This is a genomic window from Streptomyces sp. DSM 116793 (assembly GCF_057320905.1).
This window is the reverse complement of sequence record NZ_CM170494.1, coordinates 2,232,039-2,253,339: the sequence shown is the minus strand read 5'-3', so window position 1 is coordinate 2,253,339 and position 21,301 is coordinate 2,232,039. Positions and strand designations below refer to the sequence as shown.

Here is a 21,301-nt window from a genome sequence, read left to right as displayed (position 1 = left end):
CAGTGGTGCAGTGGTGCAGTGGTGCAGTGGTGCGAGGTGCGAGGTGCGAGGCGCGGTGGTCCGCCGGGGACCGCCCGCGGGCCCACGGGATCCACGTCCGGACGGTGGTCCCGGCGGATCCGCACCCGGAGGGCCCCCATTGGACCCGCACCCGGAGGGCCCCCATTGGACCCGCACCCGGAGGGTCCCCTTCGGACCCGCACCCGGAGGCTCGCGCACCAACCTGACAGGTACCGTCAGGTTTTCCGGGAGGTCTCCTCGGCTCCGTCCCGCGCCGCCCCGGCGCCCGGCCGCCTGCTCCGCTGCCGCCACTGCTTGAGCAGCGCCGCGGCCACCACCACCGCCGCGGCCAGCAGCGACAGCAGCACCTGGTCGCGGCCCGTGTCGTCGGTGAGCATGTAGACCAGCACGAAGGCGATCATCGCGATCGTCGCCCAGGTGAGGTACGGGAAGAGCCACATGCGGACGACGAGCCGCTCCGGCGCCTCCCTGAGCACGATCCCGCGCATCCGCAGCTGCGTGCAGCAGATCACCAGCCAGACGAAGAGGGCGACCGCGCCGGAGGAGTTCAGCAGGAACGCGAAGACCGTGTCCGGCCACCGGTAGTTGAAGAACACCGCCAGGAAGCCGAAGACGACCGACCCGAGGATCGCCGCCCGCGGCACGCCCGGGCCGCTGGTCCTGGCGAACGCCTTGGGCGCGTCACCGCGCCTGCCGAGCGAGAACGCCATCCTGGACGCCGTGTACAGACCGGAGTTCAGGCAGGACAGCACCGCGGTGAGCACGATGACGTTCATCACCTGGCCGGCGTGCGCGATGCCGATCGAGTCGAGGGCGGCCACATAGGAGCCGTCCTTGGTGATGGACGGGGTGTTCCACGGCAGCAGGAGCAGCACCACGAGGATCGAGCCCAGGTAGAAGACGCAGATCCGCCAGATCACGCTGTTGGTCGCCTTGCTCACGGCCCGCTGCGGGTCGGCGGACTCCCCGGCCGCCAGGGTGACGATCTCGCTGCCCATGAAGGAGAAGACGACCGTCAGCACTCCGGTGAGGATCGACCCGGGGCCGTTCGGCAGGAACCCGCCGGCGTCCGTGAGGTGGCCGAACCCCGCGCCGGCGTTGTCCGACCCGGGCAGCGCGCCGAAGGCCGCCAGCAGTCCGACCGCGATGAACAGGCCGATCGCGACCACCTTGATCCCGGCGAACCAGAACTCGAACTCGCCGTAGGAACCGACCGAGGCCAGGTTCGAGCCGGTGAGCAGCAGCATCACGATCAGCGCCCAGCCCCACTGCGGGACGGCGGGCACCCAGCCGTTCAGGATCACGGCGCCCGCGGTGGCCTCCACCGCCAGCACCACCACCCAGAAGAACCAGTACAGCCAGCCGATGGAGAAGCCCGCCCAGTGACCGAGCGCCCGGTCGGCGTACTCCGAGAACGAGCCCGAGGACGGGCGCGCCGCCGCCATCTCGCCGAGCATCCGCATCACCAGCACGACCAGCACGCCGACCAGGGCGTACGACAGCAGGATGGCGGGCCCCGCGGCGGCGATGCCGGCGCTGGAGCCCACGAACAGGCCGGCGCCGATCACCCCGCCGATGGCGATCATGGACAGATGGCGGTTCTTGAGCCCCGCCCGCAGGGCGTCGCCGTCGCCGCCGGCGGGCGCGGTGGGCTCCTCGGGGCCGGGGTCGGCCTCCGCGGGGGATCGCCGCGAGATCATGGACGGATCCTTCGGGTCATCGGGTCACGAGCCCCCGCATTCAAACTCACCGTCATACGGTACGGAAGTCCTGACTCCGGATCGTTGTACGGCGGGCGTGCCGTTGCGGTGACGCACCGTCCGCTCCGGCGGGCACCCCTGTGGGCCCCTCCCGGCACCACCCTGGGGCGCCCCGGGCGGACGTTCCGTGCCACACTCGGTGCATGCGTGTGTACCTGGGCTCCGACCATGCCGGATACGAACTGAAGAACCACCTCGTCGAGTGGCTCAAGGCCCAGGGCCACGAGCCGGTCGACTGCGGCCCGCACGTCTACGACGCCGACGACGACTACCCGCCGTTCTGCCTGCGCGCCGCCGAGGGCGCGGCCGGGGACCCCGACGCCCTGGGCATCGTGATCGGCGGCTCGGGCAACGGCGAGCAGATCGCCGCGAACAAGGTCAAGGGCGTCCGCGCGGCGCTCGCCTGGAACGAGCAGACCGCGGCGCTCGGCCGTGAGCACAACGACGCCAACGTCGTCGCGATCGGCGCCCGGATGCACGGCACGGACGAGGCCGTCAAGTTCGTCGAGATCTTCCTGAACACCCCGTTCTCCGGAGGCGAGCGGCACGCCCGGCGCATCGCCATGCTCTCCTCGTACGAGACCACGGGCGAGCTGCCCGCGATCCCCGCGCACCACCCGCAGCGGCCGTAGCGGCCGGCCGGCCCGCCGAAGGCCCGCCCGCAGGGCCGGCCGGCCCCGGGCCCCGGAGGGCCGGCCGCCCCGCGCACCCGCGCACCACAGCAGACGACTCCGCAGACGAAGGAGGCCGGGCGTGCCCGAAGGGCACACGATCCACCGGCTGGCGGCCGACCACCGGGCACACTTCCAGGGCCGGCGCGTCGCGGTCGGCAGCCCGCAGGGAAAGTTCTCCGACGCCGCCGCGCTGCTCGACGGGACCGTCCTGTCCGAGGCCGAGGCACACGGCAAGCACCTCTTCCTGGGCTTCGGACCGGCCGGCTGGGTCCACGTCCACCTGGGCCTGTTCGGCACCTACGCCTTCGGGACGCCGCCCGTGCCGCCGCCCGCGGACACGGTACGGCTCCGGCTGGTGGGCGGCGACGCCTACGCCGACCTGCGCGGCCCGACGACCTGCGCCCTGATAACCGAGGCCGAGAAGGACGCGGTGCACCGGCGGCTCGGCCCCGACCCGCTCCGCGCGGAGGACGTCGCCTCAGACGGCGCCGAGCGCGCCCACCGCAGGATCTCCCGCAGCAGGACCAGCATCGCCGCGCTGCTCATGGACCAGAAGGTGATCGCGGGCGTCGGCAACGTCTACCGCGCCGAGGTCCTCTTCCGGCACGGCATCGACCCCTACCGGGCGGGCCGTGACATCACCCGCGCGGAGTGGGACGCCATCTGGGCCGACCTGGTCGCCCTGATGCGCGAGGGCGTGCGCACCAACCGCATCGACACCGTCCGCCCCGAACACACCCCCGAGGCCATGGGCCGCCCGCCCCGCGTCGACGACCACGGCGGCGAGGTGTACGTCTACCGCAGGGCGAACCAGCCCTGCCACCTCTGTGGCGGCGAGATCCGCACCGCCGATCTCGCCGCCCGCAACCTCTTCTGGTGCCCGACCTGCCAGCCCCACTGACACCCCGACGCCGCGGAGGCGCGCGAAGCGCCGGATAAGGGGCGCGGGGAACTGCGCGACGAGCCCCACTGGCAGGTGGTCGCGATGGAGAGGGAGGTGCCTCTATGTCTTTCGTCAAGCGAGGCGTGGGGTTCTGGGTTCGTAGAAGGTGCCGTCGCGGAGCATGGCGAACAGGACGCTGATGCGGTGGCGAGCGAGGCGGAGAAGGGCTTGTGTGTGGGTTTTTCCGCGGGCTCGGCAGCGGTCGTAGTAGGTGCGGGAGGCGGGATCGTGCAGGGCGGCGAATGCGGAGAGGAACATCGCGCGTTTGAGTTGCCGGTTGCCGCCTCTGGGTGCGTGTTCGCCGTGGATCGAGGTTCCCGACGACTTCGTTGTCGGGGCGAGGCCGGCGTAGGAGGCCAGGTGGGCGGCGGTGGGGAAGCTGGTGCCGTCGCCGACGGTGACCAGCAAGGTGGCTGCGGTCCTGACCGCGACCCCCGGAATCGAGGTCAGGACCTTCGAAAGAGGGTGGTCCTCCAGCAGTGTCCCGATCTGGGTTTCCAAGGCCCGGCGCTGGTCGTGAACGGCGGCGAGGGAGCGGGCCAGGGACGGGATCACGACGTCGAGGGTGCCGGTGCCTGGGACCACGACGCTCTGTTCGTCGAGCGCGGTGAAGACGTCGTCGATCAGTCGCTGGGCCATGCGTGGGGCTTTGGGCCGGATCACCTCCACGAGCCTGCGACGACCTGCCCTTCGCAGGGCGGCTGGGGAGCCGTAGCGTTCCAGCAGCCAGGTGATGGCCTGGTGGTCCAGACGTGGCCCGAGCACGCGTTCCAAGCTTGGGTGGAACTGGGTGAGCAGGCCGCGTATCCGGTTGGAGGTGCGGGTGGCCTCGGCCGCGAGGTCCTGGTCGAAGCCGACCAGGACGGTCAGCTCGGCGGTGATCTCGTCGGTCATGTGAAGCGAGCGCAGGGTGTGCGGCATGGTGCGGGCGGCATCCGCGATCACCGCGGCGTCCTTCGCGTCGGTCTTGGCCTCGCCCGGGTAGAGGTCGGCGATCCGGCGCATGGCCAGGCCTGGCAGGTAGGCGACCTTGCAGCCGGCGTTGCGGGCGACGGTGAGTGGGAGGGCTCCGATCGAGGCAGGCTGGTCCACGATCACCAGGACGGTGCCGAACTTCGCGGCGAGCTTGTCGAACACCGCTCGCAGCTTCGTCTCGCTGTTGGGCAGCGGCTTGTCGAAGATCTTCTTGCCGGCAGGAGTCAGGCCGTGTCCGTGATGGGCGCTCTTGCCGACGTCCAGGCCGAGGAAGACGCCTACGTCGTCGATGTCGTACAACCTGTCCTCCCGAACAGGGCTCGTGCGGTGCTGGCCAGGGCGATGGAGCCGTACGCGCGCATCCACGTTATGCAGACCTGCCGCCCGCAGGATGCCGGGCGTTGCGCCCGGCCAGGCGGTAGTCGGACCTCTCATCAGCGTCTCCCACGGCACCCCACGGGCCCGGTGACACCACCCCCCAGGTCATCCCATCGACAGGGGGACACAGTCATACCGGACCCGGAGGCCAGCGGCCCTCTTGCAGGACCGCGAAGAAGATAACGGGGGCTGGGTGGGTGTGGGGGCGCGAAGCGCCGGTAAAGGGGCGCGGGGAACTGCGCGACGAGCCCCCACCGGCAGGTGGTCGCGGCGGCGCCCGACAGGGGCTCGGCGGAGCGTATGAGCGCGCGCAGCGCCGCCGGTCCCACCGGCGCGCGGCCGGAGGCCGAGACCGAACGTCGGCCCAGCCCGGCACGCAGCCGAACTCAGAACCCGTGCGGCAGCCAGGGCGCCACATCGGACCCGAAAGCCGTCGAGGCCTCGGCGAGGGCCCCGGGGCGCAGCTCCCGGACCCACCCGGCCGCCGCCATCGACGCGATGCTCCGGCCGCCCAGGTACGCGGCGCCCAGCTCCCGCACGGAGAGCGCCAGGTCCGCGGCGTCCGCCGTGGGTTCGCAGGCGGCCTCCTTGCCGGGATCGGCGGTCAGCCGCAGGCGCCCCTCGTTCCACGGGCAGAACGGGTCGGAGACATCGAGGACGACGTCCACCGGCGTGCGGTACGCGCGTGACCGCAGGGCCCCGGCCACGTCCACCAGCCGTACGTGCAGTCCGTCGCGCACCCGCATCCCGCACCGCCGGACGTCGTTCACCAGGTGCTGCACCGGATCGTCCACGGGCCTGTTGTACGCCACCAGGGTCGACGTCAGGTCGATCGACATGAGGAACCGCCACAGCGCCGCGTACCCGGCCGGGTCGAGCGCCTCCAGGTCACGCAGGCGGATGGTGCCCCGCGGCCCGCCGGCGTCCCAGTCGGGCTTGTTGTGGAAGCGGGCGTACCCCACGACCTCGCCGTCCCGCTCGGCCAGCACGCACTGCAGCGGCGAGGCGCCGTGCCGCTCGCTCACCGGGTCGAGCAGCGGCCGCCGCGCCCATCCCGAGCCCGGACCCCGCTCCAGGAGCCCCGGCCTGCGGCTCACCATCCGCGCGTAGACGGACTCGCACGCGACGGCGACGTCGGCGGGCCGGGCGAACCGCAGCCGTATGTCGTCGGCGCCCGGCGGGGCGATCACCCGCACCCGGTCGGTGTCGATCTCCAGGCTCAGCTGCAGGGTGCCGACGCCGTACCCGAACCGGCCGTAGATGGCGGGCTCCGACGCGGTCAGCACCGCCAGCGACTCGCCCCGGGCCCGCACGTCGTCGAGCTGCCTGCGCATCAGCGCGGTGAGCAGCCCACGCCGCCGGTGCGTGGCCGAGACGCTCACCATCGTGACGCCCGCGGCGGGCAGCACCGCACCGCCGGGCACCGCGATCCGGAAGGAGAAGGACCCCGCCGTGGCGACCCACTCACCGCCGTCCCTGACCCCCAGGGAGCGGTCGTACTCGGTGAGGTCGTTCCACAGCGCGCGCTCATCGGGATCCTCCGCCACCCCTCCGAACGCCCGCTCCAGCGTGGCATACCAGGCGTCCCAGCCGGCCGGGTCGAGTACTCGCACTTCCGTCGTCATAGGGGCATCCTTACCAGGCGGCCAGGGGAGGAGCGACAGGTTTATCCCGCCGGCCGGCGCACCGCGAACCGCCCCGGCGGGCCGCCGCGCGCCGGATGACGGGTCTCCGACGGCCGTCGGACAGGAGTCCACCGAAGGACAACCGGAACCTCCCGTGCGGAGGGCGGGCATCGCTGGATAGGGTCCAACGAGCGATGGCAGGAAGACGCGCGGCAGCGGACACGTTCCCGGCCCGGATGAAGAGGCGACTCCACCGGGTCCGCATCGGCCTGCGCAAATCCGGGGTCGACTACTTCCGCGGCGACGGCTCGGACTGGATCGCGCTAGCCGGCCTGCTGCTGACGGTGCCGCTGATCGCCTGCGGCACCGTGATGGACTCCGTCTGGTGCTCGCCGGCCCTGCTGGTGCTGCCCATCGTGGCCGGCGGCCTGCTGTTGCGGCCCGCGAGCCTGCTCGGCCTGTACGCGGGGGCGGCCACCGCCCTCATCGTGGAGTCCATAGTCCTCGGCCCGTACACCCAGGGCCCGTCCCGGGTGACGCCCGGCGTGGTGCTCGTGGTCGCCGCCTGCGGCTTCTTCGGGCTGCTCATCGCGCAGTTCCGCAGCCGCGTCGGGGTGCCCTGGCGGCGCGGTGGCACCATGCTCTTCGACCTGAGGGAACGCATCCGGGTGCAGAGCAAGCTGCCCGCGCTGCCGCCGGGATGGCACCGTGAGATGGCGCTGCGGCCCGCCGGCGGACAGTCGTTCTCGGGGGACTTCGTGGTGGCCGCCCGCACCAACGGCGGGCGCACCCTGGAGGTCGTCCTCACCGATGTCTCCGGCAAGGGCATGGACGCCGGCTCACGCGCGCTGCTGCTGTCCGGCGCCTTCGGCGGCCTGCTCGGCTCGCTGCCCCCGCACGCGTTCCTGCCCGCCGCCAACGGCTACCTGATCCGCCAGGACTGGGACGAGGGCTTCGCCACCTCCATCCACCTGGTGCTCGACCTGGAGTCGGGCGACTACGAGTTGTTCTCGGCCGGCCACCCGCCGGGCCTCCAGCTCAGCGCCGGCAGCGGCCGCTGGGAGGAGAAGGCCGCGGAGGGGCCGCTGCTGGGCGTGTACGAGGGCGCGCAGTTCGACCCGATCAAGGGCACCCTGCGCCCCGGCGACGTCCTGATGCTCTTCACCGACGGTCTCGTGGAGACCGCGGACCGGGACCTCACCGAAGGCCTCGACCGCCTCACCGGCGAGGCCGACCGCTATGTGGCGGGCGGTTTCCATGGCGCCGCCTGGCACCTCATCGAGGCGGTCGCGAAGGACGTCAACGACGACCGTGCGCTGCTGCTGATCTGCCGGGAGACCGGCTAGCCGCGGAGCGTCCGGCCAGCGGCGCGGGGCGCTGTCCGGCGGCCCTGCGAGCGCCGTCAGGACGGCGGCGTGCGGTTCCCCGGGTGTCCGCCCCCGCCCCGGCGTGCGTGGCCCCCGGCCCCCGGGGCGCGGGGCGCGGGGCCGGCGCGCCCCAGGGTCGAGGTCGGGGCCGGGGGCTCAGGCCGTGGCCGGGTCGTACAGCCGCTGGATGCGGCGCACGTTCTCCGCCAGCAGGGCGTCGCGTGCGGCCACGGTACGGGCGCACAGCTCGGCGTAGGCCTCGGGCGGGGTGTCGTGGACGATCGTGCCCCAGTTCTCCGGGTGGCCCGTGGGGGCGTCGGGGCTGAAGCGCACCATGCAGTCCGCGAAGAGCGGGTCGGCCGCGGTGTAGTAGTCGTAGTCGTCCCGGTGGGCGAGCATCGGCACACCGCAGGACAGCGCCCAGCCGGCCGCGGCGGTGAGCTTTCCGTCCAGGTACTGCGGGTCCGCGGTCATCACGGCCACGTACCGGGACGCCTCGATGGAGCGGTAGAACGCGGCGAACCCGGGGTTCGTCACCCGGGTCAGCAGGGACTCGGGGATGCCGCCGGCCGCGACGGCCGCCCGCATCCTGCGCTCGCCCTCCTCGTCGGCCTGGCCGAGCAGTGTGAGCGGCACCCGGGACTCGGCGGCGAGCCGTAGCGCGGTGGGGTAGTCGCGGCGCGAGAACTCCATCCGGCCGGGCATGTTCACGCCCGAGCGCAGCTCCGGTGGGGTGCGCCGCGGGTCGGCGTCCGGCGCCGGGGTGTGGAACACCGGGACGAACCGGTCGATGCGGCGGCGCAGCTCCTCGGGGAGCCGGCTGACGGCCTCGGAGGGCGCCACCCCGGCATGGGCCAGGCGCAGGCCCTCGTGGGCGCCGAGCAGGGCCGTCAGGCGCTCCACGTCGTCGAAGAAGGCGATGTCGTGCACCAGGGCGAGCACCTGCGGTGAGGCGGCGAGCGCCAGCTTCAGGATCCGCTCGTCCGGCAGCGGATAGGTGCCTATCAGGACGGCGTCGTAGGACCCGCGCCGGTCGCCGAGGAGCACGGCGTCGCGCAGGTCGGTGAGCGGGCCGTAGGAGCAGGCGACGCCCAGGTCCTTGCGGAGCAGGTCGCCGGCGCCCCAGTAGTCGTGGCCGAAGACGGAGACGTCGGGGTCGTGGGGGAGGCCGGCCGCCGCGCTCGCGAGGCCGAACAGCACCTCCGCATGGAACGCGTGGGCCTCCATGACCACCACATGGGGCGGACGGGACCGATGAGCCGCATGACGCATGAGAACACCTCGAAGGAAGGTCTAAGGAGTGCGGACCGGCCCGGGTCGCCCTGAGTGACGTGGGCGCGTCATGCCGGGAGTGAGGAGACCAGGGACCGCGGATCATCCGGGAGCGGCGTCGGGGGCGACGGACGGCGGCGCCCGGGGCCCCACCGGAGACCCGGCGGCGACCGCCCTGGACGCGGCCTGGCGGCGTACGACGTGCCGGCGCAGCACCACCCCCCGAAGTGTTCGCCCGGCGGAACGATACAAGGCGCCGCCGGCCGCGTCCGCCGGACACGCCGCCGCCGGAGCGGAAGAGTGTCCCGTGGACGCGGCCGGCGGCGCCTCGTGCGCGCGGCCTTCCCTGGCGCCCCCGGCGCCCTGAGACTTGCCCGGAGCCCGGAGCCCGGAGCCCGGAGCCCGGAGCCCGGAGCCCGGAGCCCGGAGCGGGGGCGGGGGTCAGACTCTGGTCTTGCTGCGTTCCCGGGCCGCCTGCGCCGGATCCTGCTTGAAGGCCCACTTCATCTCCGGCTCCATCACACACCGGAAGACCCGCCGTACCGGCGCGGTGCAGAGCAGGGTGACGAGGACCGCGGCGATCACGGTCACCAGGACCTCGCCGACGGGCTTGTACAGGATCGGGAAGTCGTCGTACCAGCCGTAGAAGCCCGCGGCCTTCACCACGAAGCCGTGCAGCAGGTAGCCGTACAGGGTGCCCGCGCCCAGCGTCGTGAACCACATCCTCCGGCCCGGCACCCAGGCGAAGAAGCAGGCGGTGAGCACCAGCGAGCAGCCGAAGATCGCGAACGTCATCACGATCCCGGCCCACCAGGGCGTGCCCAGCTCCTGGGCGGCGTCGCGGTGGAAGAACCAGGCCTCGTTCATGCGGGTGGCGGCCCAGTAGGAGAAGACGCCCGCGAAGAGGAAGACGGGCACCGCGACCAGCCGTACCGACCTGCGGCGGACCAGCTGGAAGTGCTCCGGCTTCAGGCTCAGGCCGAGCACGAAGAACGGCAGGAACTGAAGCACGCGCTGGAGGTCGAGGTCGTCACCGATGTCGGGGGAGACGGAGGCCAGCGCGGCGATGCCCAGCGCGACGGGCAGCGGCCAGCGGATCGCCTTCCAGATCGGGGTGGTCAGGCGCCAGATGAACAGCGCGATGAGGAACCAGGTCAGGAACCACGGGTCGAGGAGGCTGATCTCCTGCGACGGGTCGTGGTCGCCCCAGCGCTTGAACAGCGAGTAGGCGACCTCGAAGACCACATAGGGGACCACGACACCGGTCACCAGCCGCCGCAGGCGGTCCGGGCGCATGTCGAAGCTGCGGGAGAAGTACCCGGAGATGATGATGAACGCCGGCATGTGGAAGGCGTACACCAGCATGTAGAGGGCGGTGGCGGCGCGGCTGCCGTCCCGCAGCGGCTCCCAGGCGTGCCCCATCGCGACCAGCACGATCGCGATGTACTTGGCGTTGTCGAAGAACGCATCGCGCTGCTTGGCGGGCCCGGCGGTGGCGGAGGACGCGGCGGCGTGCCGGGCGGGACGGGTGGGCTCGCCGGAGCGCGGGGTGGGTACTCCGTCCGACGGCTGCCGCTCCGGCGGAAGCGGCACCGACTGCCGGCCGGAGGGGCGCAGTGAGTTCATCACAGGCCCTCCCACCAAGAACTCGGCGATACGATCCGTGAGATCCACGGTCTCGCTGTGCTGGGGGTCATGGCGGCGTCGAACATCTGAGGCAGCCTAGCGCCGCTCATGCGATTCGGTAAAACCCCGTATCCGATTACGGGTTAAAGCAGGTGGCGCCTTCGGCATTCGATGATGTCGACTTAATGATTGGCATCCTTTGTCGGGGGAACACTCCGGAAGCGACCATTCCGCTTCATCCGTTACGTCCTGCTTGGTACTGTTTGATCGGTACATTACGGTCAAAGTCCCCATGCCGTAATGCCCGGATTTGTCGGACTTGCTGTCGGAAATGGGCAGTTCGCGATACGGGTTTGCTGTGTCCCCGCTGTGTGCGTGATGTGTTGTCGAGTGCAGGGCGTGTGGTTCGGCCGGAATTCGGTGATCGCCTTATGGATGGTCAGGGCAATGATCGAGCCGAATACGAATGTGACGCACGGCACGCGAATTGGCCGGCGGATGGCCGTCGTTCGCTTCTCTCACCGTCGCGGGGCCCGGCCGCCGCGGACACTCCTCGTGCACATCGCCGACGTTTCGTCACCCGCCGCATACCCCGGCCTGGTTGGTGGCACGATGGTTCTGGCGGGGGAGTGCGGGGCTGTACCCCCCCGGCCGGGAGAGTGGACCGACCGAGGGTGTGTGATCAGTTGTGGCCATTTCGCTGTCCGTGGTGCTGCTGTTGGCGATCGTCCTCGTCGTGCTGATGCGCGGCGGATCGATCAAGCCGGGCCCCGCCATCGTCGCCGTGCTCTTCGGGTTCTTCCTCGCCTCCACAGGCGTGGCACCGGACATCAACCGCTTCCTGAACTCGATAGCCGACACCATCAGCTCGATCAACTTCTGACCGCGCGCCGCCCGCGCCCCGGCCGGAGCCTCCGGCCGGGGCGCGGGCGGCGCGCGGTCAGGGGCCGGACACCGGACCGGTCCGCCGGTCCGCCGGACGGGGTCCGCCGCGGCAGGGTCGCGCGCGGCCGGAGCGGGAGGTCCGCGCGGCCGGGGCAAGACAGCGGCCCGGCTTGCGGGAGGACCGCGGGCCGGGCCGGTGCGTCACAGCGTGGAGCGGGCGACGGGAATCGAACCCGCGTAGCTAGTTTGGAAGACTAGGGCTCTACCATTGAGCTACGCCCGCATGGCGCGCGCCGCCGGACGATGCACGTCAGCGGAGCCGCACGCAGAGCATCCTAGCGGGTCGGGCGCCCCGGCCGCACACCCCCGGGCGTCCCCTCAGGCGCATCCGGCGCCTCCTGTGCCCCTGTGCCGCGCAATACGGCAGCCGCGGTGCCTGTGGGCATGTACCCTACGTGTCGCACCGACGGGGTGTGGCGCAGCTTGGTAGCGCGTCCGCTTTGGGAGCGGAAGGCCGTGGGTTCAAATCCCGCCACCCCGACCAGCGGCCCCTCGTCCGCTCGCGCCACCCGCTCGCACCCTCGCGCCCGGGTGGCGCCCCGGGGGCGTGATCACGTTGTGGGTCCCCTCCTGTGCACGGTTACTATGCAAGCTGCGCGCCTGTGTGTCTGTGTATCTCCTACGGCTGCCTCACGACTGCAGGGCAGTCCCGAGGACCGTCCGAGCAGAACAGGGCGTGCCGCCGGGGCCGCGCAGCAGCGCGTCCCGTGCAGAATCCCAGATGTCAGCCACAAGGAGACCGAACCGTGAAGAGCGCCGTGGAGACCCTGAACCCGACCCGGGTTCGGCTCACTGTCGAGGTGCCCTTCGAGGAGCTCAAGCCCAGCCTCGACGCGGCGTACAAGAAGATCAACCAGCAGGTCACGGTGAAGGGCTTCCGCAAGGGCAAGATCCCGGCCCGGATCATCGACCAGCGGTTCGGTCGCGGCGCCGTGCTGGAGGAGGCCGTCAACGAGGCGCTCCCGAAGTTCTACAGCGACGCGGTCAACGAGGGCGACCTGAAGGTCCTCGGCCAGCCCGAGGTCGACATCACCGAGCTCAAGGACGGCGAGCTGCTGTCCTTCACCGCGGAGGTCGACGTCCGCCCGTCCATCGAGATCCCCGACTACTCGGGCATCGAGGTCGAGGTCGACGCCATCGAGGTCACCGACGAGGACGTCGACAAGGCCGTCGAGGAGCTGCGCGAGCGCTTCGCCTCCACCTCCCCGGTCGAGCGCGCCGCCGAGGACGGCGACGTCGTCACCCTCGACCTGGAGGCCAAGGTCGACGGCGAGGTCCTCGAGGACGGCGTGGCGACCGGCGTCTCGTACACGATCGGCTCCGGAGAGCTGCTGGACGGCATCGACGACGCCGTGAAGGGCCTTGAGGCCGGTGGTGAGGCCACCTTCACCTCCGAGCTGAAGGGCGGCTCGGCGGCCGGCCGGGAGGCCGAGGTGACCGTCAAGGTCACCCAGGTGGCCAGCCGGGAGCTGCCCGAGCTGGACGACGACTTCGCCCAGCTGGCGTCCGAGTTCGACACGTTGGCCGAGCTGCGCGACGACAGCCGCAAGCGCCTGCGGAACACCAAGGAGTACGACCAGGCCACGCAGGCCCAGGAGCGGGTGCTCGACAAGCTGCTCGAGCTGGTCGAGGTCCCCGTCCCCGAGAAGCTCCTCGAGGACGAGATCGAGACCCGCAAGCACAACCTGGAGCACCACCAGCTCGCCCAGATGGGTCTCGACCTCGCGAAGTACCTGGAGATCCAGGGCAAGAGCGAGGAGGAGTTCGAGACCGAGACCAGGGAAGCCGCGGTCAAGGGGATCAAGACCCAGTTCGTGCTGGACGAGCTGGTCTCCCAGGAGAAGCTCAACGTCAACCAGGAGGAGCTCACCGAGCACCTCATGCGGCGTGCGGCGTCCTCCGGCATGTCCCCCGACCAGTTCGCCAAGGCCGTCGTCGAGGGCAACCAGGTGCCGATGCTGGTGGGCGAGGTCGCCCGCGGCAAGGCGCTCGCGGTGGTCGTGCAGGCGGCCACGGTCAAGGACACCAACGGCGAGGTCGTGGACCTCTCCGACGAGGAGGACGAGGAGGACGAGGCGGAGGCGGCGGAGGCCGCTGCCGAGCCCACCGAGGCTGTCGAGTCCACGGAGACTGCCGAGACCGCGGAGACCGCGGCGGAGACCCCCGCCGCCGACGCCGAGCAGAAGCCCGAGGCCTGACCTCGACCCCGTCCGGGCCCCGGGTGCACGCGGCACGCCCCGGGGCCCGACCTCTCGCTCCACGCCGCGACAGGCACGGCCCACGGGCACGCGGTGGGCGGTACACGCCGGTGAGCCCGACCCACGGTGGCCGCCGGCGCACGGTGCGCAACCTCCTGGGCGCCCCCGGCACCGGCTCGGCCGGCGCCCCTCCGGCACCGGCCCGGCCGGCCTCCCAGTGCCTCGAAGGCCCCGGGCGGTACCCCGGCGAACCTGCGCTGACAGCGAACAGTTCCCTGACCGGGATGGCTCCCGCCAGCCTGCGCGTTAGGGTCCATGAATACGAGGGCAGGGGAGCCCCACAGCCGCCGGGTGGCGGCAAGGCCACGGGGTCCCAGGCCCCAGGAGAAGACGTGAGACGGCCCGGCGCCGTCGTAAGACGAGCAGGTGGATACGTGACGAATCTGATGCCCTCCGCCGCCGGCGAGCCTTCCATCGGTGGTGGCCTCGGCGACCAGGTCTACAACCGGCTGCTCAATGAGCGGATCATCTTCCTCGGGCAGGCGGTGGACGACGAGATCGCCAACAGGATCACCGCACAGCTGCTGCTCCTTGCCGCGGACCCCGACAAGGACATCTTCCTGTACATCAACAGCCCCGGCGGCTCGATCACGGCCGGTATGGCGATCTACGACACCATGCAGTACATCAAGAACGACGTGGTCACCATCGCCATGGGCATGGCGGCGTCCATGGGGCAGTTCCTGCTGAGCGCGGGCACCGCGGGCAAGCGGTTCGCCCTGCCGCACGCGGAGATCCTCATTCACCAGCCCTCCGCCGGCCTGGCCGGCTCCGCCTCCGACATCAAGATCCACGCGGAGCGGCTGCTGCACACCAAGAAGCGGATGGCCGAGCTCACCTCCCAGCACACGGGCCAGTCGGTCGAGCAGATCATCCGCGACTCGGACCGCGACCGCTGGTTCGACCCGCTGGAGGCCAAGGAGTACGGCCTGATCGACGACATCATGCCCACGGCCGCCGGCATGCCGGGCGGCGGCGGCACCGGGGCCTGACAGCCCCGTGAAGCCCCCTGGCCGACCGCCTCAGCCCCTGAAGGAGACCCAGTGAACGACTTCCCCGGCAGCGGCCTCTACGACCGCCTCCACCGCCCCCACGGCGTGGGAGATGCCCCCAGCGCCCAGTACGAGGGCCCGCGCGCCGAGTCCCGTTATGTGATCCCGCGCTTCGTCGAGCGCACCTCGCAGGGCGTGCGCGAGTACGACCCCTACGCGAAGCTCTTCGAGGAGCGGGTGATCTTCCTCGGCGTGCAGATCGACGACGCCTCCGCCAACGACGTCATGGCGCAGCTGCTCTGCCTGGAGTCGATGGACCCCGACCGTGACATCTCGGTGTACATCAACAGCCCCGGCGGCTCCTTCACCGCGCTCACGGCCATCTACGACACGATGCAGTTCGTGAAGCCGGACATCCAGACCGTCTGCATGGGCCAGGCCGCGTCCGCCGCCGCGGTCCTGCTGGCGGCCGGCACCCCCGGCAAGCGCATGGCCCTGCCGAACGCCCGCGTCCTGATCCACCAGCCCTACAGCGAGACGGGCCGGGGCCAGGTCTCGGACCTGGAGATCGCGGCGAACGAAATCCTCCGGATGCGCTCGCAGCTGGAGGAGATGCTGGCCAAGCACTCCAACACCCCCATCGAGAAGATCCGCGACGACATCGAGCGCGACAAGATCCTCACCGCCGAGGACGCGCTGTCGTACGGTCTGATCGACCAGATCATCTCCACCCGGAAGATGAACAACTCGACCGTCGTCTGACCTGTCGGCGACACCCACGGGCCACCCCTTGGCACCGGCCGCGGCCGGCCGGGCACCGGCCACGGCGAAGCGAACCGCGCCAAGGGGGGCCCGAACGGGGGGCCAGGCAAGGTACCGTCGGATATGAGGCACCAGGAGACGCCGATCATGGCGTCTCCCAGGCGATTGGGGAAGCACCTCGTGGCACGCATCGGTGACGGCGGCGATCTGCTCAAGTGCTCGTTCTGCGGAAAGAGCCAGAAGCAGGTCAAGAAGCTCATCGCAGGCCCCGGTGTGTACATCTGCGACGAGTGCATCGACCTCTGCAACGAGATCATCGAGGAGGAGCTCGCCGAGACGAGCGAGGTGCGCTGGGAAGAGCTTCCCAAGCCCCGCGAGATCTACGAGTTCCTGGAGGGCTACGTCGTCGGCCAGGAGGCCGCGAAGAAGGCCCTGTCGGTCGCGGTGTACAACCACTACAAGCGGGTCCAGGCCGGTGAGAACGGCGGCTCCCAAGGGCGCGACGACGCCATCGAGTTGGCCAAGTCCAACATCCTGCTCCTCGGGCCCACGGGCTCCGGGAAGACCCTGCTGGCCCAGACACTGGCCCGCATGCTGAACGTCCCCTTCGCGATCGCCGACGCCACGGCGCTGACCGAGGCGGGCTACGTCGGCGAGGACGTCGAGAACATCCTCCTGAAGCTCATCCAGGCCGCCGACTACGACGTCAAGAAGGCCGAGACGGGCATCATCTACATCGACGAGATCGACAAGGTGGCCCGCAAGAGCGAGAACCCGTCGATCACGCGGGACGTCTCCGGCGAGGGCGTCCAGCAGGCGCTGCTGAAGATCCTGGAGGGCACCACCGCCTCCGTGCCGCCCCAGGGCGGCCGCAAGCACCCGCACCAGGAATTCATCCAGATCGACACCACGAACGTCCTCTTCATCGTGGGCGGCGCCTTCGCGGGCCTGGAGAAGATCATCGAGGGCCGGGCCGGCGCCAAGGGCATCGGCTTCGGCGCGACCATCCGGTCCAAGCGCGAGCTGGAGGAGAAGGACCAGTTCGAGGACGTCATGCCGGAGGACCTGGTCAAGTTCGGCATGATCCCCGAGTTCATCGGCCGCCTCCCGGTCATCACCTCGGTGCACAACCTGGACCGCGAGGCCCTGCTGAAGATCCTCGTGGAGCCGCGCAACGCCCTCGTCAAGCAGTACCAGCGGCTCTTCGAACTCGACGGTGTCGAGCTGGACTTCGAGCGGGAGGCCCTGGAGGCCATCGCCGACCAGGCCATCCTCCGCCAGACCGGCGCCCGCGGCCTGCGCGCCATCATCGAGGAGGTGCTGATGTCGACGATGTACGAGGTGCCCTCCAGGAAGGACGTCGCCCGCGTCGTCATCACCGCCGACGTCGTCCACTCGAACGTCAACCCCACCCTCATCCCCCGCGACGCCCGCGGCCGCGGCACCGGCGAGCAGAAGTCGGCCTAGCGCGCACCGCGGCGCCGCACACAGGCACCGCGGCCTCGCACACAGAAGGAGGCGCCCCCGGCGAAACCGCCGGGGGCGCCTCCTTCCGCGCTCACCAGAGCCTGCGGGACACCGCCCCTGAGAGCCTGCCGGACATCCCGCGTGAGGACGCCGCGGCTTCGGGCCCCGCGCCTGGAGGCGCCATGTCCTCGGGCTCCGTGCCCTGGAGCTCCGCGCCTCTACGCGTCACGCCTTGACGCGTACGTCCTTGCGCAGGTCGGCCGTCCGCTGCGCGGACTGGTCGAGCGGAATGCCCATCCCGCCCTCCACCGGCACGCCCATGCCGATCGTGCTGTAGTCCGCCCACATGCAGACGTACTCGGTGTCCAGCTTGCCGGTCTGCTGGTTCTTCGCCTGTGCCTCCTGGCACTTCATGATGGCGCCGTCCAGGCCGCTGGGGCTGACGCTCTTCGGATCGCCGACCCACTTGATGTCCTTGTCACCGGGGTCGTCCTTGATGTTCGTGAACGCCTCGTCGACGGCGGCATTCGGGTCCTTCACCTTGCCGTACAGGCCGGTGAAGGTGATCGTCCTGGAGGAGGCGATGTCGCTGGGGGAGAGCGAGCTCGGGTCGCTGATGTCCAGTGTCGAGTAGAGCGCGCTGACCTGCTTGGCGTCCGTGACACCGCTCTTGGCCAGGTCCTTGGCGTCGTCCGACGACGTGCTCTTGGCGCCCTGGTCCGCGCCCTGCCGCTTGTACTCGCCCCCCAGGACGGTGGCGGGCGTGGTCAGCTTGTGCGGCCCGTCGTCCGCCACGTCGCTGTTGCCGCCGCTGCCCGACGTGAACCACCACACCCCCGCGCCGATGGCCACCAGCGCCACCACGGTGCCGACGATGACACCGGTCTTCTTCTTCCCGCCCCCCGGAGCCGGCGGCTGCATGCCGTACGGCGGCTGCTGCCCGTAACCCGGCTGCTGGCCGTACGGGCCGGGCTGCTGGGCGTACGGGCCCGGCTGCTGGCCGTACGCGGGCTGCCCGGGCTGCGGCGGCTGCCCGTAGGGACCGGGCTGCTGCGGGGCGCCCTGAGGCTGCTGCGGATAACCGTAACCGGGCCCCTGCGGCGGCTGCTGCGGGTAGCCGTAGCCGGGCTGGGGCGTCCCCGGCTGCTGGCCGTAGCCGGGCTGCGGTGCCTGCGGCTGCTGCCGGCCGTAGGGGCCCGGCTGGGCGCCCGGCCCGGGCTGCTGAGGTTGCCCGCCGTACGGACCCGGCTGGTTCTGACTCATTTCTGGGTTCCCCCTCAGGTACTTATGTGTTCCGCACATCCTGGCGTAACCAGCGCATCTGTGGGGAGCCGGGACCCGCACCGTTACCAAACCCGCTGGTTTCAGAGCGGGACCGTGACGCCTCTAAACTGACCACGTGACCGAGAAGACTCAAGCGCAGCACCCAGCGTCCCCCGCGGAACTCCCGACCCAGTACGCACCGGCCGAGGTAGAGGGGCAGCTGTACGAGCGCTGGGTAGAGCGGGGCTACTTCGAGGCCGACGAGAACAGCGCGAAAGAGCCGTACACCATCGTCATCCCCCCGCCGAACGTCACCGGCAGCCTCCACCTGGGGCACGCCTTCGAGCACACCCTCATCGACGCGCTCACGCGCCGTAAGCGCATGCAGGGCTACGAGACCCTCTGGCAGCCCGGCATGGACCACGCGGGCATCGCCACGCAGAACGTCGTCGAGCGCGAGCTCGGCAAGGAGGGCAAGTCGCGGCACGACCTCGGCCGCGAGGCGTTCGTCGACCGCGTCTGGCAGTGGAAGAGCGAGTCCGGCGGCCAGATCTCCGGCCAGATGCGCCGCCTCGGCGACGGCGTCGCCTGGCGTCGCGAGCGGTTCACCATGGACGAGGGCCTGTCCAAGGCCGTCCAGACGATCTTCAAGAAGCTCTACGAGGACGAGCTGATCTACCGCGCCGAGCGGATCATCAACTGGTGCCCGCGCTGCCTGACCGCCATCTCCGACATCGAGGTGGAGTACCAGGACGACGACGGCGAGCTCGTCTCGATGCGGTACGGGGACGGGGACGACGCCATCGTCGTGGCCACCACCCGGGCCGAGACCATGCTCGGCGACACCGCCGTGGCCGTGCACCCCGACGACGAGCGGTACGCCCACCTGGTGGGCCGCACCATCCGGCTGCCGCTCACCGAGCGGTCCATCCCGGTGGTCGCCGACGCCCATGTCGACCCCGAGTTCGGCACCGGCGCCGTCAAGGTGACCCCGGCCCACGACCCCAACGACTTCGAGATCGGCCAGCGGCACGACCTCCCGTCCCTCGCCGTGATGGACGAGCACGCCGTGATCACGGTGCCGGGACCCTTCCAGGGCCTGGACCGCCTGGAGGCGCGCAGCGCCATCGTGGCGGCGCTGCGCGCCGAGGGCCGGATCGTGGCCGAGAAGCGCCCCTACATCCACTCCGTGGGCCACTGCTCGCGCTGCAAGACCACCATCGAGCCGCGGCTCTCCATGCAGTGGTGGGTCAAGGTCGGGCCGCTCGCCAAGGCCGCGGGCGACGCGGTGCGCGACGGGCGGGTCGCCATCCACCCGCAGGAGATGGAGAAGCGCTACTTCGACTGGGTCGACAACCTCCACGACTGGTGCATCTCGCGCCAGCTCTGGTGGGGCCACCGCATCCCCGTCTGGTACGGGCCGAACGGCGAGGTGGTCTGCGTCGGCCCCGACGAGCAGCCCCCGAGCGGCGAGGGCTGGACGCAGGACACGGACGTCCTGGACACCTGGTTCTCCTCGGGCCTGTGGCCGTTCTCCACCCTCGGCTGGCCCGAGCAGACGCCCAGCCTGGCGAAGTTCTACCCGAACTCCGTCCTGGTCACCGGCTACGACATCCTGTTCTTCTGGGTCGCCCGGATGATGATGTTCGGCCTGTACGCGATGGACGGCACCCCGCCGTTCCACACCATCGCCCTGCACGGCATGGTCCGCGACCAGTTCGGCAAGAAGATGTCGAAGTCCTTCGGCAACGCGGTCAACCCGCTCGACTGGATGGACAAGTACGGCTCCGACGCGCTCCGCTTCACACTCGCGCGCGGCGCCAACCCCGGCGTGGACGTGCCGATCGGCGAGGAGTGGGTGCAGGGCTCCCGCAACTTCGCCAACAAGATCTGGAACGCCACCCGCTTCGCCCTGATGAACGGCGCCACGGTCGAGGGCCCGCTGCCCGCTCCCGAGCGGCTCTCGGCGACCGACCGCTGGATCCTCTCCCGGCTGAACGAGACCGTCGCCGAGGTCGACGCCTTCTACGACGACTACCAGTTCGCGAAGGTCTCCGACGCGCTGTTCCACTTCGCCTGGGACGAGGTCTTCGACTGGTACGTGGAGCTGTCCAAGACCACCTTCCAGGCGGGCGGCGAGGCCGCCGACGTCAGCAAGCGCGTCCTGGGCGAGGTCCTCGACGTCACCCTGCGGCTGCTGCACCCGATCGTGCCGTTCGTCACCGAGATCCTCTGGACGACGCTCACCGGCGGCGAGTCCGTGGTGATCGCGGACTGGCCCGCGGACAGCGGCTTCCGGGACGCCGCGGCGGGCCGCGAGATGGGTGTCCTCCAGCAGGTGATCACCGAGGTCCGGCGGTTCCGCGCGGACCAGGGGCTGCAACCGGGCCAGCGGGTCCCGGCCCGGCTCCGGCTGGCGGGCACCCCGCTCGCGGCGCACGAGGCCGCCATCCGGCAGCTGCTCCGGCTGCAGCCGGAGGGCGACGGTTTCACGGCCACGGCGACACTGCCGGTTGCCGGCGCCGAGGTGGCGCTCGACCTGTCCGGGGCCATCGACGTCGCGGCCGAGCGGAAGCGGCTGGAGAAGGACCTGGCAGCCGCCCGCAAGGAGCGCGCCCAGGCCGAGGCGAAGCTGGGCAACGACTCCTTCCTGGCGAAGGCGCCGGAGGCCGTGGTCGAGAAGATTCGCCTGCGGCTCGCGAAGGCCGAGGAGGACATCGCCCGGATCGGCGGGCAGCTGGAGCGGCTGCCCTCGGCCTGATCCGGCTGAGCCCCGGGGGTCACCTGGCGGTGGGCGGTGGCCCGAGAGGGGTGCGGGGCCGTGCCGACATGCGGCTCCGCCGCGTGGGCGCGGGAACCCCCGGCCGGTGGTCCGGCTCCGGCAGAGACCGCCCCTCCGGGCCGGTGGCGACCCGCAGGTCGCGTTGTGGTTGCTCGCGCAGTTCCCCGCGCCCCTTCGTGTGCGACCCGTGC

General features: G+C 71.1%; 15 protein-coding genes and 2 tRNA genes. 10 read left to right on the top strand and 7 right to left on the bottom strand.

The window, feature by feature from the left end; translation table 11 throughout:
* Window positions 1–236: 236 nt before the first annotated feature.
* Window positions 237–1,721, bottom strand: a complete 1,485-nt coding sequence (locus tag ACSMXW_RS09380; protein ID WP_485805160.1) for an amino acid permease — start codon at window positions 1,719–1,721, stop codon at window positions 237–239.
* A gap of 203 nt (window positions 1,722–1,924) precedes the next feature.
* On the opposite strand from ACSMXW_RS09380, the gene ACSMXW_RS09375 reads away from it, so the two are divergent.
* Entirely contained in the window at window positions 1,925–2,413 is a 489-nt protein-coding gene (locus tag ACSMXW_RS09375; RefSeq protein ID WP_485805158.1) for a ribose-5-phosphate isomerase, read from the top strand.
* A 121-nt stretch (window positions 2,414–2,534) separates the two neighbouring features.
* The gene (locus ACSMXW_RS09370; RefSeq protein ID WP_485805156.1) at window positions 2,535–3,356 is read left to right on the top strand and encodes an Fpg/Nei family DNA glycosylase; all 822 of its coding nucleotides are present in this window, start codon (window positions 2,535–2,537) and stop codon (window positions 3,354–3,356) included.
* A gap of 114 nt (window positions 3,357–3,470) precedes the next feature.
* On the opposite strand, the gene ACSMXW_RS09365 is transcribed toward ACSMXW_RS09370, so the two are convergent.
* Window positions 3,471–4,673, bottom strand: coding sequence for an IS110 family RNA-guided transposase (locus ACSMXW_RS09365; protein ID WP_485798791.1), 1,203 nt, complete (start codon window positions 4,671–4,673; stop codon window positions 3,471–3,473).
* A 464-nt stretch (window positions 4,674–5,137) separates the two neighbouring features.
* On the bottom strand, window positions 5,138–6,376 hold the full coding sequence (locus tag ACSMXW_RS09360) for a GNAT family N-acetyltransferase (protein WP_485805154.1): 1,239 nt from the start codon (window positions 6,374–6,376) through the stop codon (window positions 5,138–5,140).
* 194 nt (window positions 6,377–6,570) lie between these two features.
* Between ACSMXW_RS09360 and ACSMXW_RS09355 the strand changes: the two genes are divergently transcribed.
* Window positions 6,571–7,722 carry a PP2C family protein-serine/threonine phosphatase gene (locus ACSMXW_RS09355; RefSeq protein ID WP_485805152.1) on the top strand — a complete coding sequence of 384 codons (1,152 nt, stop codon included), beginning with the start codon at window positions 6,571–6,573 and terminating at the stop codon, window positions 7,720–7,722.
* Between the two features lie 177 nt (window positions 7,723–7,899).
* On the opposite strand, the gene ACSMXW_RS09350 is transcribed toward ACSMXW_RS09355, so the two are convergent.
* Both ACSMXW_RS09350 and ACSMXW_RS09345 read right to left on the bottom strand, forming a co-directional pair.
* A complete protein-coding gene (locus tag ACSMXW_RS09350; protein ID WP_485805150.1) occupies window positions 7,900–9,015 on the bottom strand; it encodes a hypothetical protein in 1,116 nt (371 codons plus the stop codon).
* Window positions 9,016–9,456: 441 nt separating this feature from the next.
* Window positions 9,457–10,644 (bottom strand): acyltransferase family protein, encoded by a 1,188-nt coding sequence (locus ACSMXW_RS09345; RefSeq protein WP_485805149.1) that lies wholly within the window; start codon window positions 10,642–10,644, stop codon window positions 9,457–9,459.
* A 685-nt stretch (window positions 10,645–11,329) separates the two neighbouring features.
* Here ACSMXW_RS09345 and ACSMXW_RS09340 point away from each other — a divergent pair.
* The gene (locus ACSMXW_RS09340) at window positions 11,330–11,524 is read left to right on the top strand and encodes a hypothetical protein (RefSeq protein WP_485805148.1); all 195 of its coding nucleotides are present in this window, start codon (window positions 11,330–11,332) and stop codon (window positions 11,522–11,524) included.
* A gap of 211 nt (window positions 11,525–11,735) precedes the next feature.
* Here ACSMXW_RS09340 and ACSMXW_RS09335 read toward each other — a convergent pair.
* Window positions 11,736–11,809: transfer RNA gene (locus ACSMXW_RS09335), tRNA-Gly, on the bottom strand.
* Window positions 11,810–11,993: 184 nt separating this feature from the next.
* On the opposite strand from ACSMXW_RS09335, the gene ACSMXW_RS09330 reads away from it, so the two are divergent.
* The 5 genes from ACSMXW_RS09330 to clpX all read left to right on the top strand — a co-directional run bounded on the left by ACSMXW_RS09330 (window position 11,994) and on the right by clpX (window position 17,065).
* Window positions 11,994–12,070, top strand: a tRNA-Pro gene (locus ACSMXW_RS09330).
* Window positions 12,071–12,332: 262 nt separating this feature from the next.
* On the top strand, window positions 12,333–13,784 hold the full coding sequence (gene tig / locus ACSMXW_RS09325) for a trigger factor (RefSeq protein WP_485805146.1): 1,452 nt from the start codon (window positions 12,333–12,335) through the stop codon (window positions 13,782–13,784).
* A gap of 446 nt (window positions 13,785–14,230) precedes the next feature.
* Complete coding sequence (locus tag ACSMXW_RS09320; RefSeq protein ID WP_485807910.1) at window positions 14,231–14,836, top strand: ATP-dependent Clp protease proteolytic subunit; 606 nt, start codon at window positions 14,231–14,233, stop codon at window positions 14,834–14,836.
* Window positions 14,837–14,887: 51 nt separating this feature from the next.
* Complete coding sequence (locus tag ACSMXW_RS09315) at window positions 14,888–15,598, top strand: ATP-dependent Clp protease proteolytic subunit (RefSeq protein WP_485805145.1); 711 nt, start codon at window positions 14,888–14,890, stop codon at window positions 15,596–15,598.
* 180 nt (window positions 15,599–15,778) lie between these two features.
* Window positions 15,779–17,065, top strand: a complete 1,287-nt coding sequence (gene clpX / locus ACSMXW_RS09310; protein WP_485805143.1) for an ATP-dependent Clp protease ATP-binding subunit ClpX — start codon at window positions 15,779–15,781, stop codon at window positions 17,063–17,065.
* Between the two features lie 225 nt (window positions 17,066–17,290).
* On the opposite strand, the gene ACSMXW_RS09305 is transcribed toward clpX, so the two are convergent.
* Window positions 17,291–18,328, bottom strand: coding sequence for a hypothetical protein (locus tag ACSMXW_RS09305; protein ID WP_485805141.1), 1,038 nt, complete (start codon window positions 18,326–18,328; stop codon window positions 17,291–17,293).
* Between the two features lie 136 nt (window positions 18,329–18,464).
* Between ACSMXW_RS09305 and ACSMXW_RS09300 the strand changes: the two genes are divergently transcribed.
* Window positions 18,465–21,089 carry a valine--tRNA ligase gene (locus ACSMXW_RS09300; protein WP_485805139.1) on the top strand — a complete coding sequence of 875 codons (2,625 nt, stop codon included), beginning with the start codon at window positions 18,465–18,467 and terminating at the stop codon, window positions 21,087–21,089.
* The last annotated feature ends 212 nt before the right edge of the window (window positions 21,090–21,301 follow it).

Excerpts from the sequence above, each read along its gene's own strand:
- ACSMXW_RS09320 (WP_485807910.1), top strand. The coding sequence starts at position 14,231 with ATGCCCTCCGCCGCCGGCGAGCCTTCCATCGGTGGTGGCCTCGGCGAC.
- ACSMXW_RS09350 (WP_485805150.1), bottom strand. The coding sequence starts at position 9,015 with ATGCGTCATGCGGCTCATCGGTCCCGTCCGCCCCATGTGGTGGTCATG.
- ACSMXW_RS09375 (WP_485805158.1), top strand. The coding sequence starts at position 1,925 with ATGCGTGTGTACCTGGGCTCCGACCATGCCGGATACGAACTGAAGAAC.
- ACSMXW_RS09360 (WP_485805154.1), bottom strand. The coding sequence starts at position 6,376 with ATGACGACGGAAGTGCGAGTACTCGACCCGGCCGGCTGGGACGCCTGG.
- ACSMXW_RS09380 (WP_485805160.1), bottom strand. The coding sequence starts at position 1,721 with ATGATCTCGCGGCGATCCCCCGCGGAGGCCGACCCCGGCCCCGAGGAG.
- ACSMXW_RS09355 (WP_485805152.1), top strand. The coding sequence starts at position 6,571 with ATGGCAGGAAGACGCGCGGCAGCGGACACGTTCCCGGCCCGGATGAAG.
- ACSMXW_RS09305 (WP_485805141.1), bottom strand. The coding sequence starts at position 18,328 with ATGAGTCAGAACCAGCCGGGTCCGTACGGCGGGCAACCTCAGCAGCCC.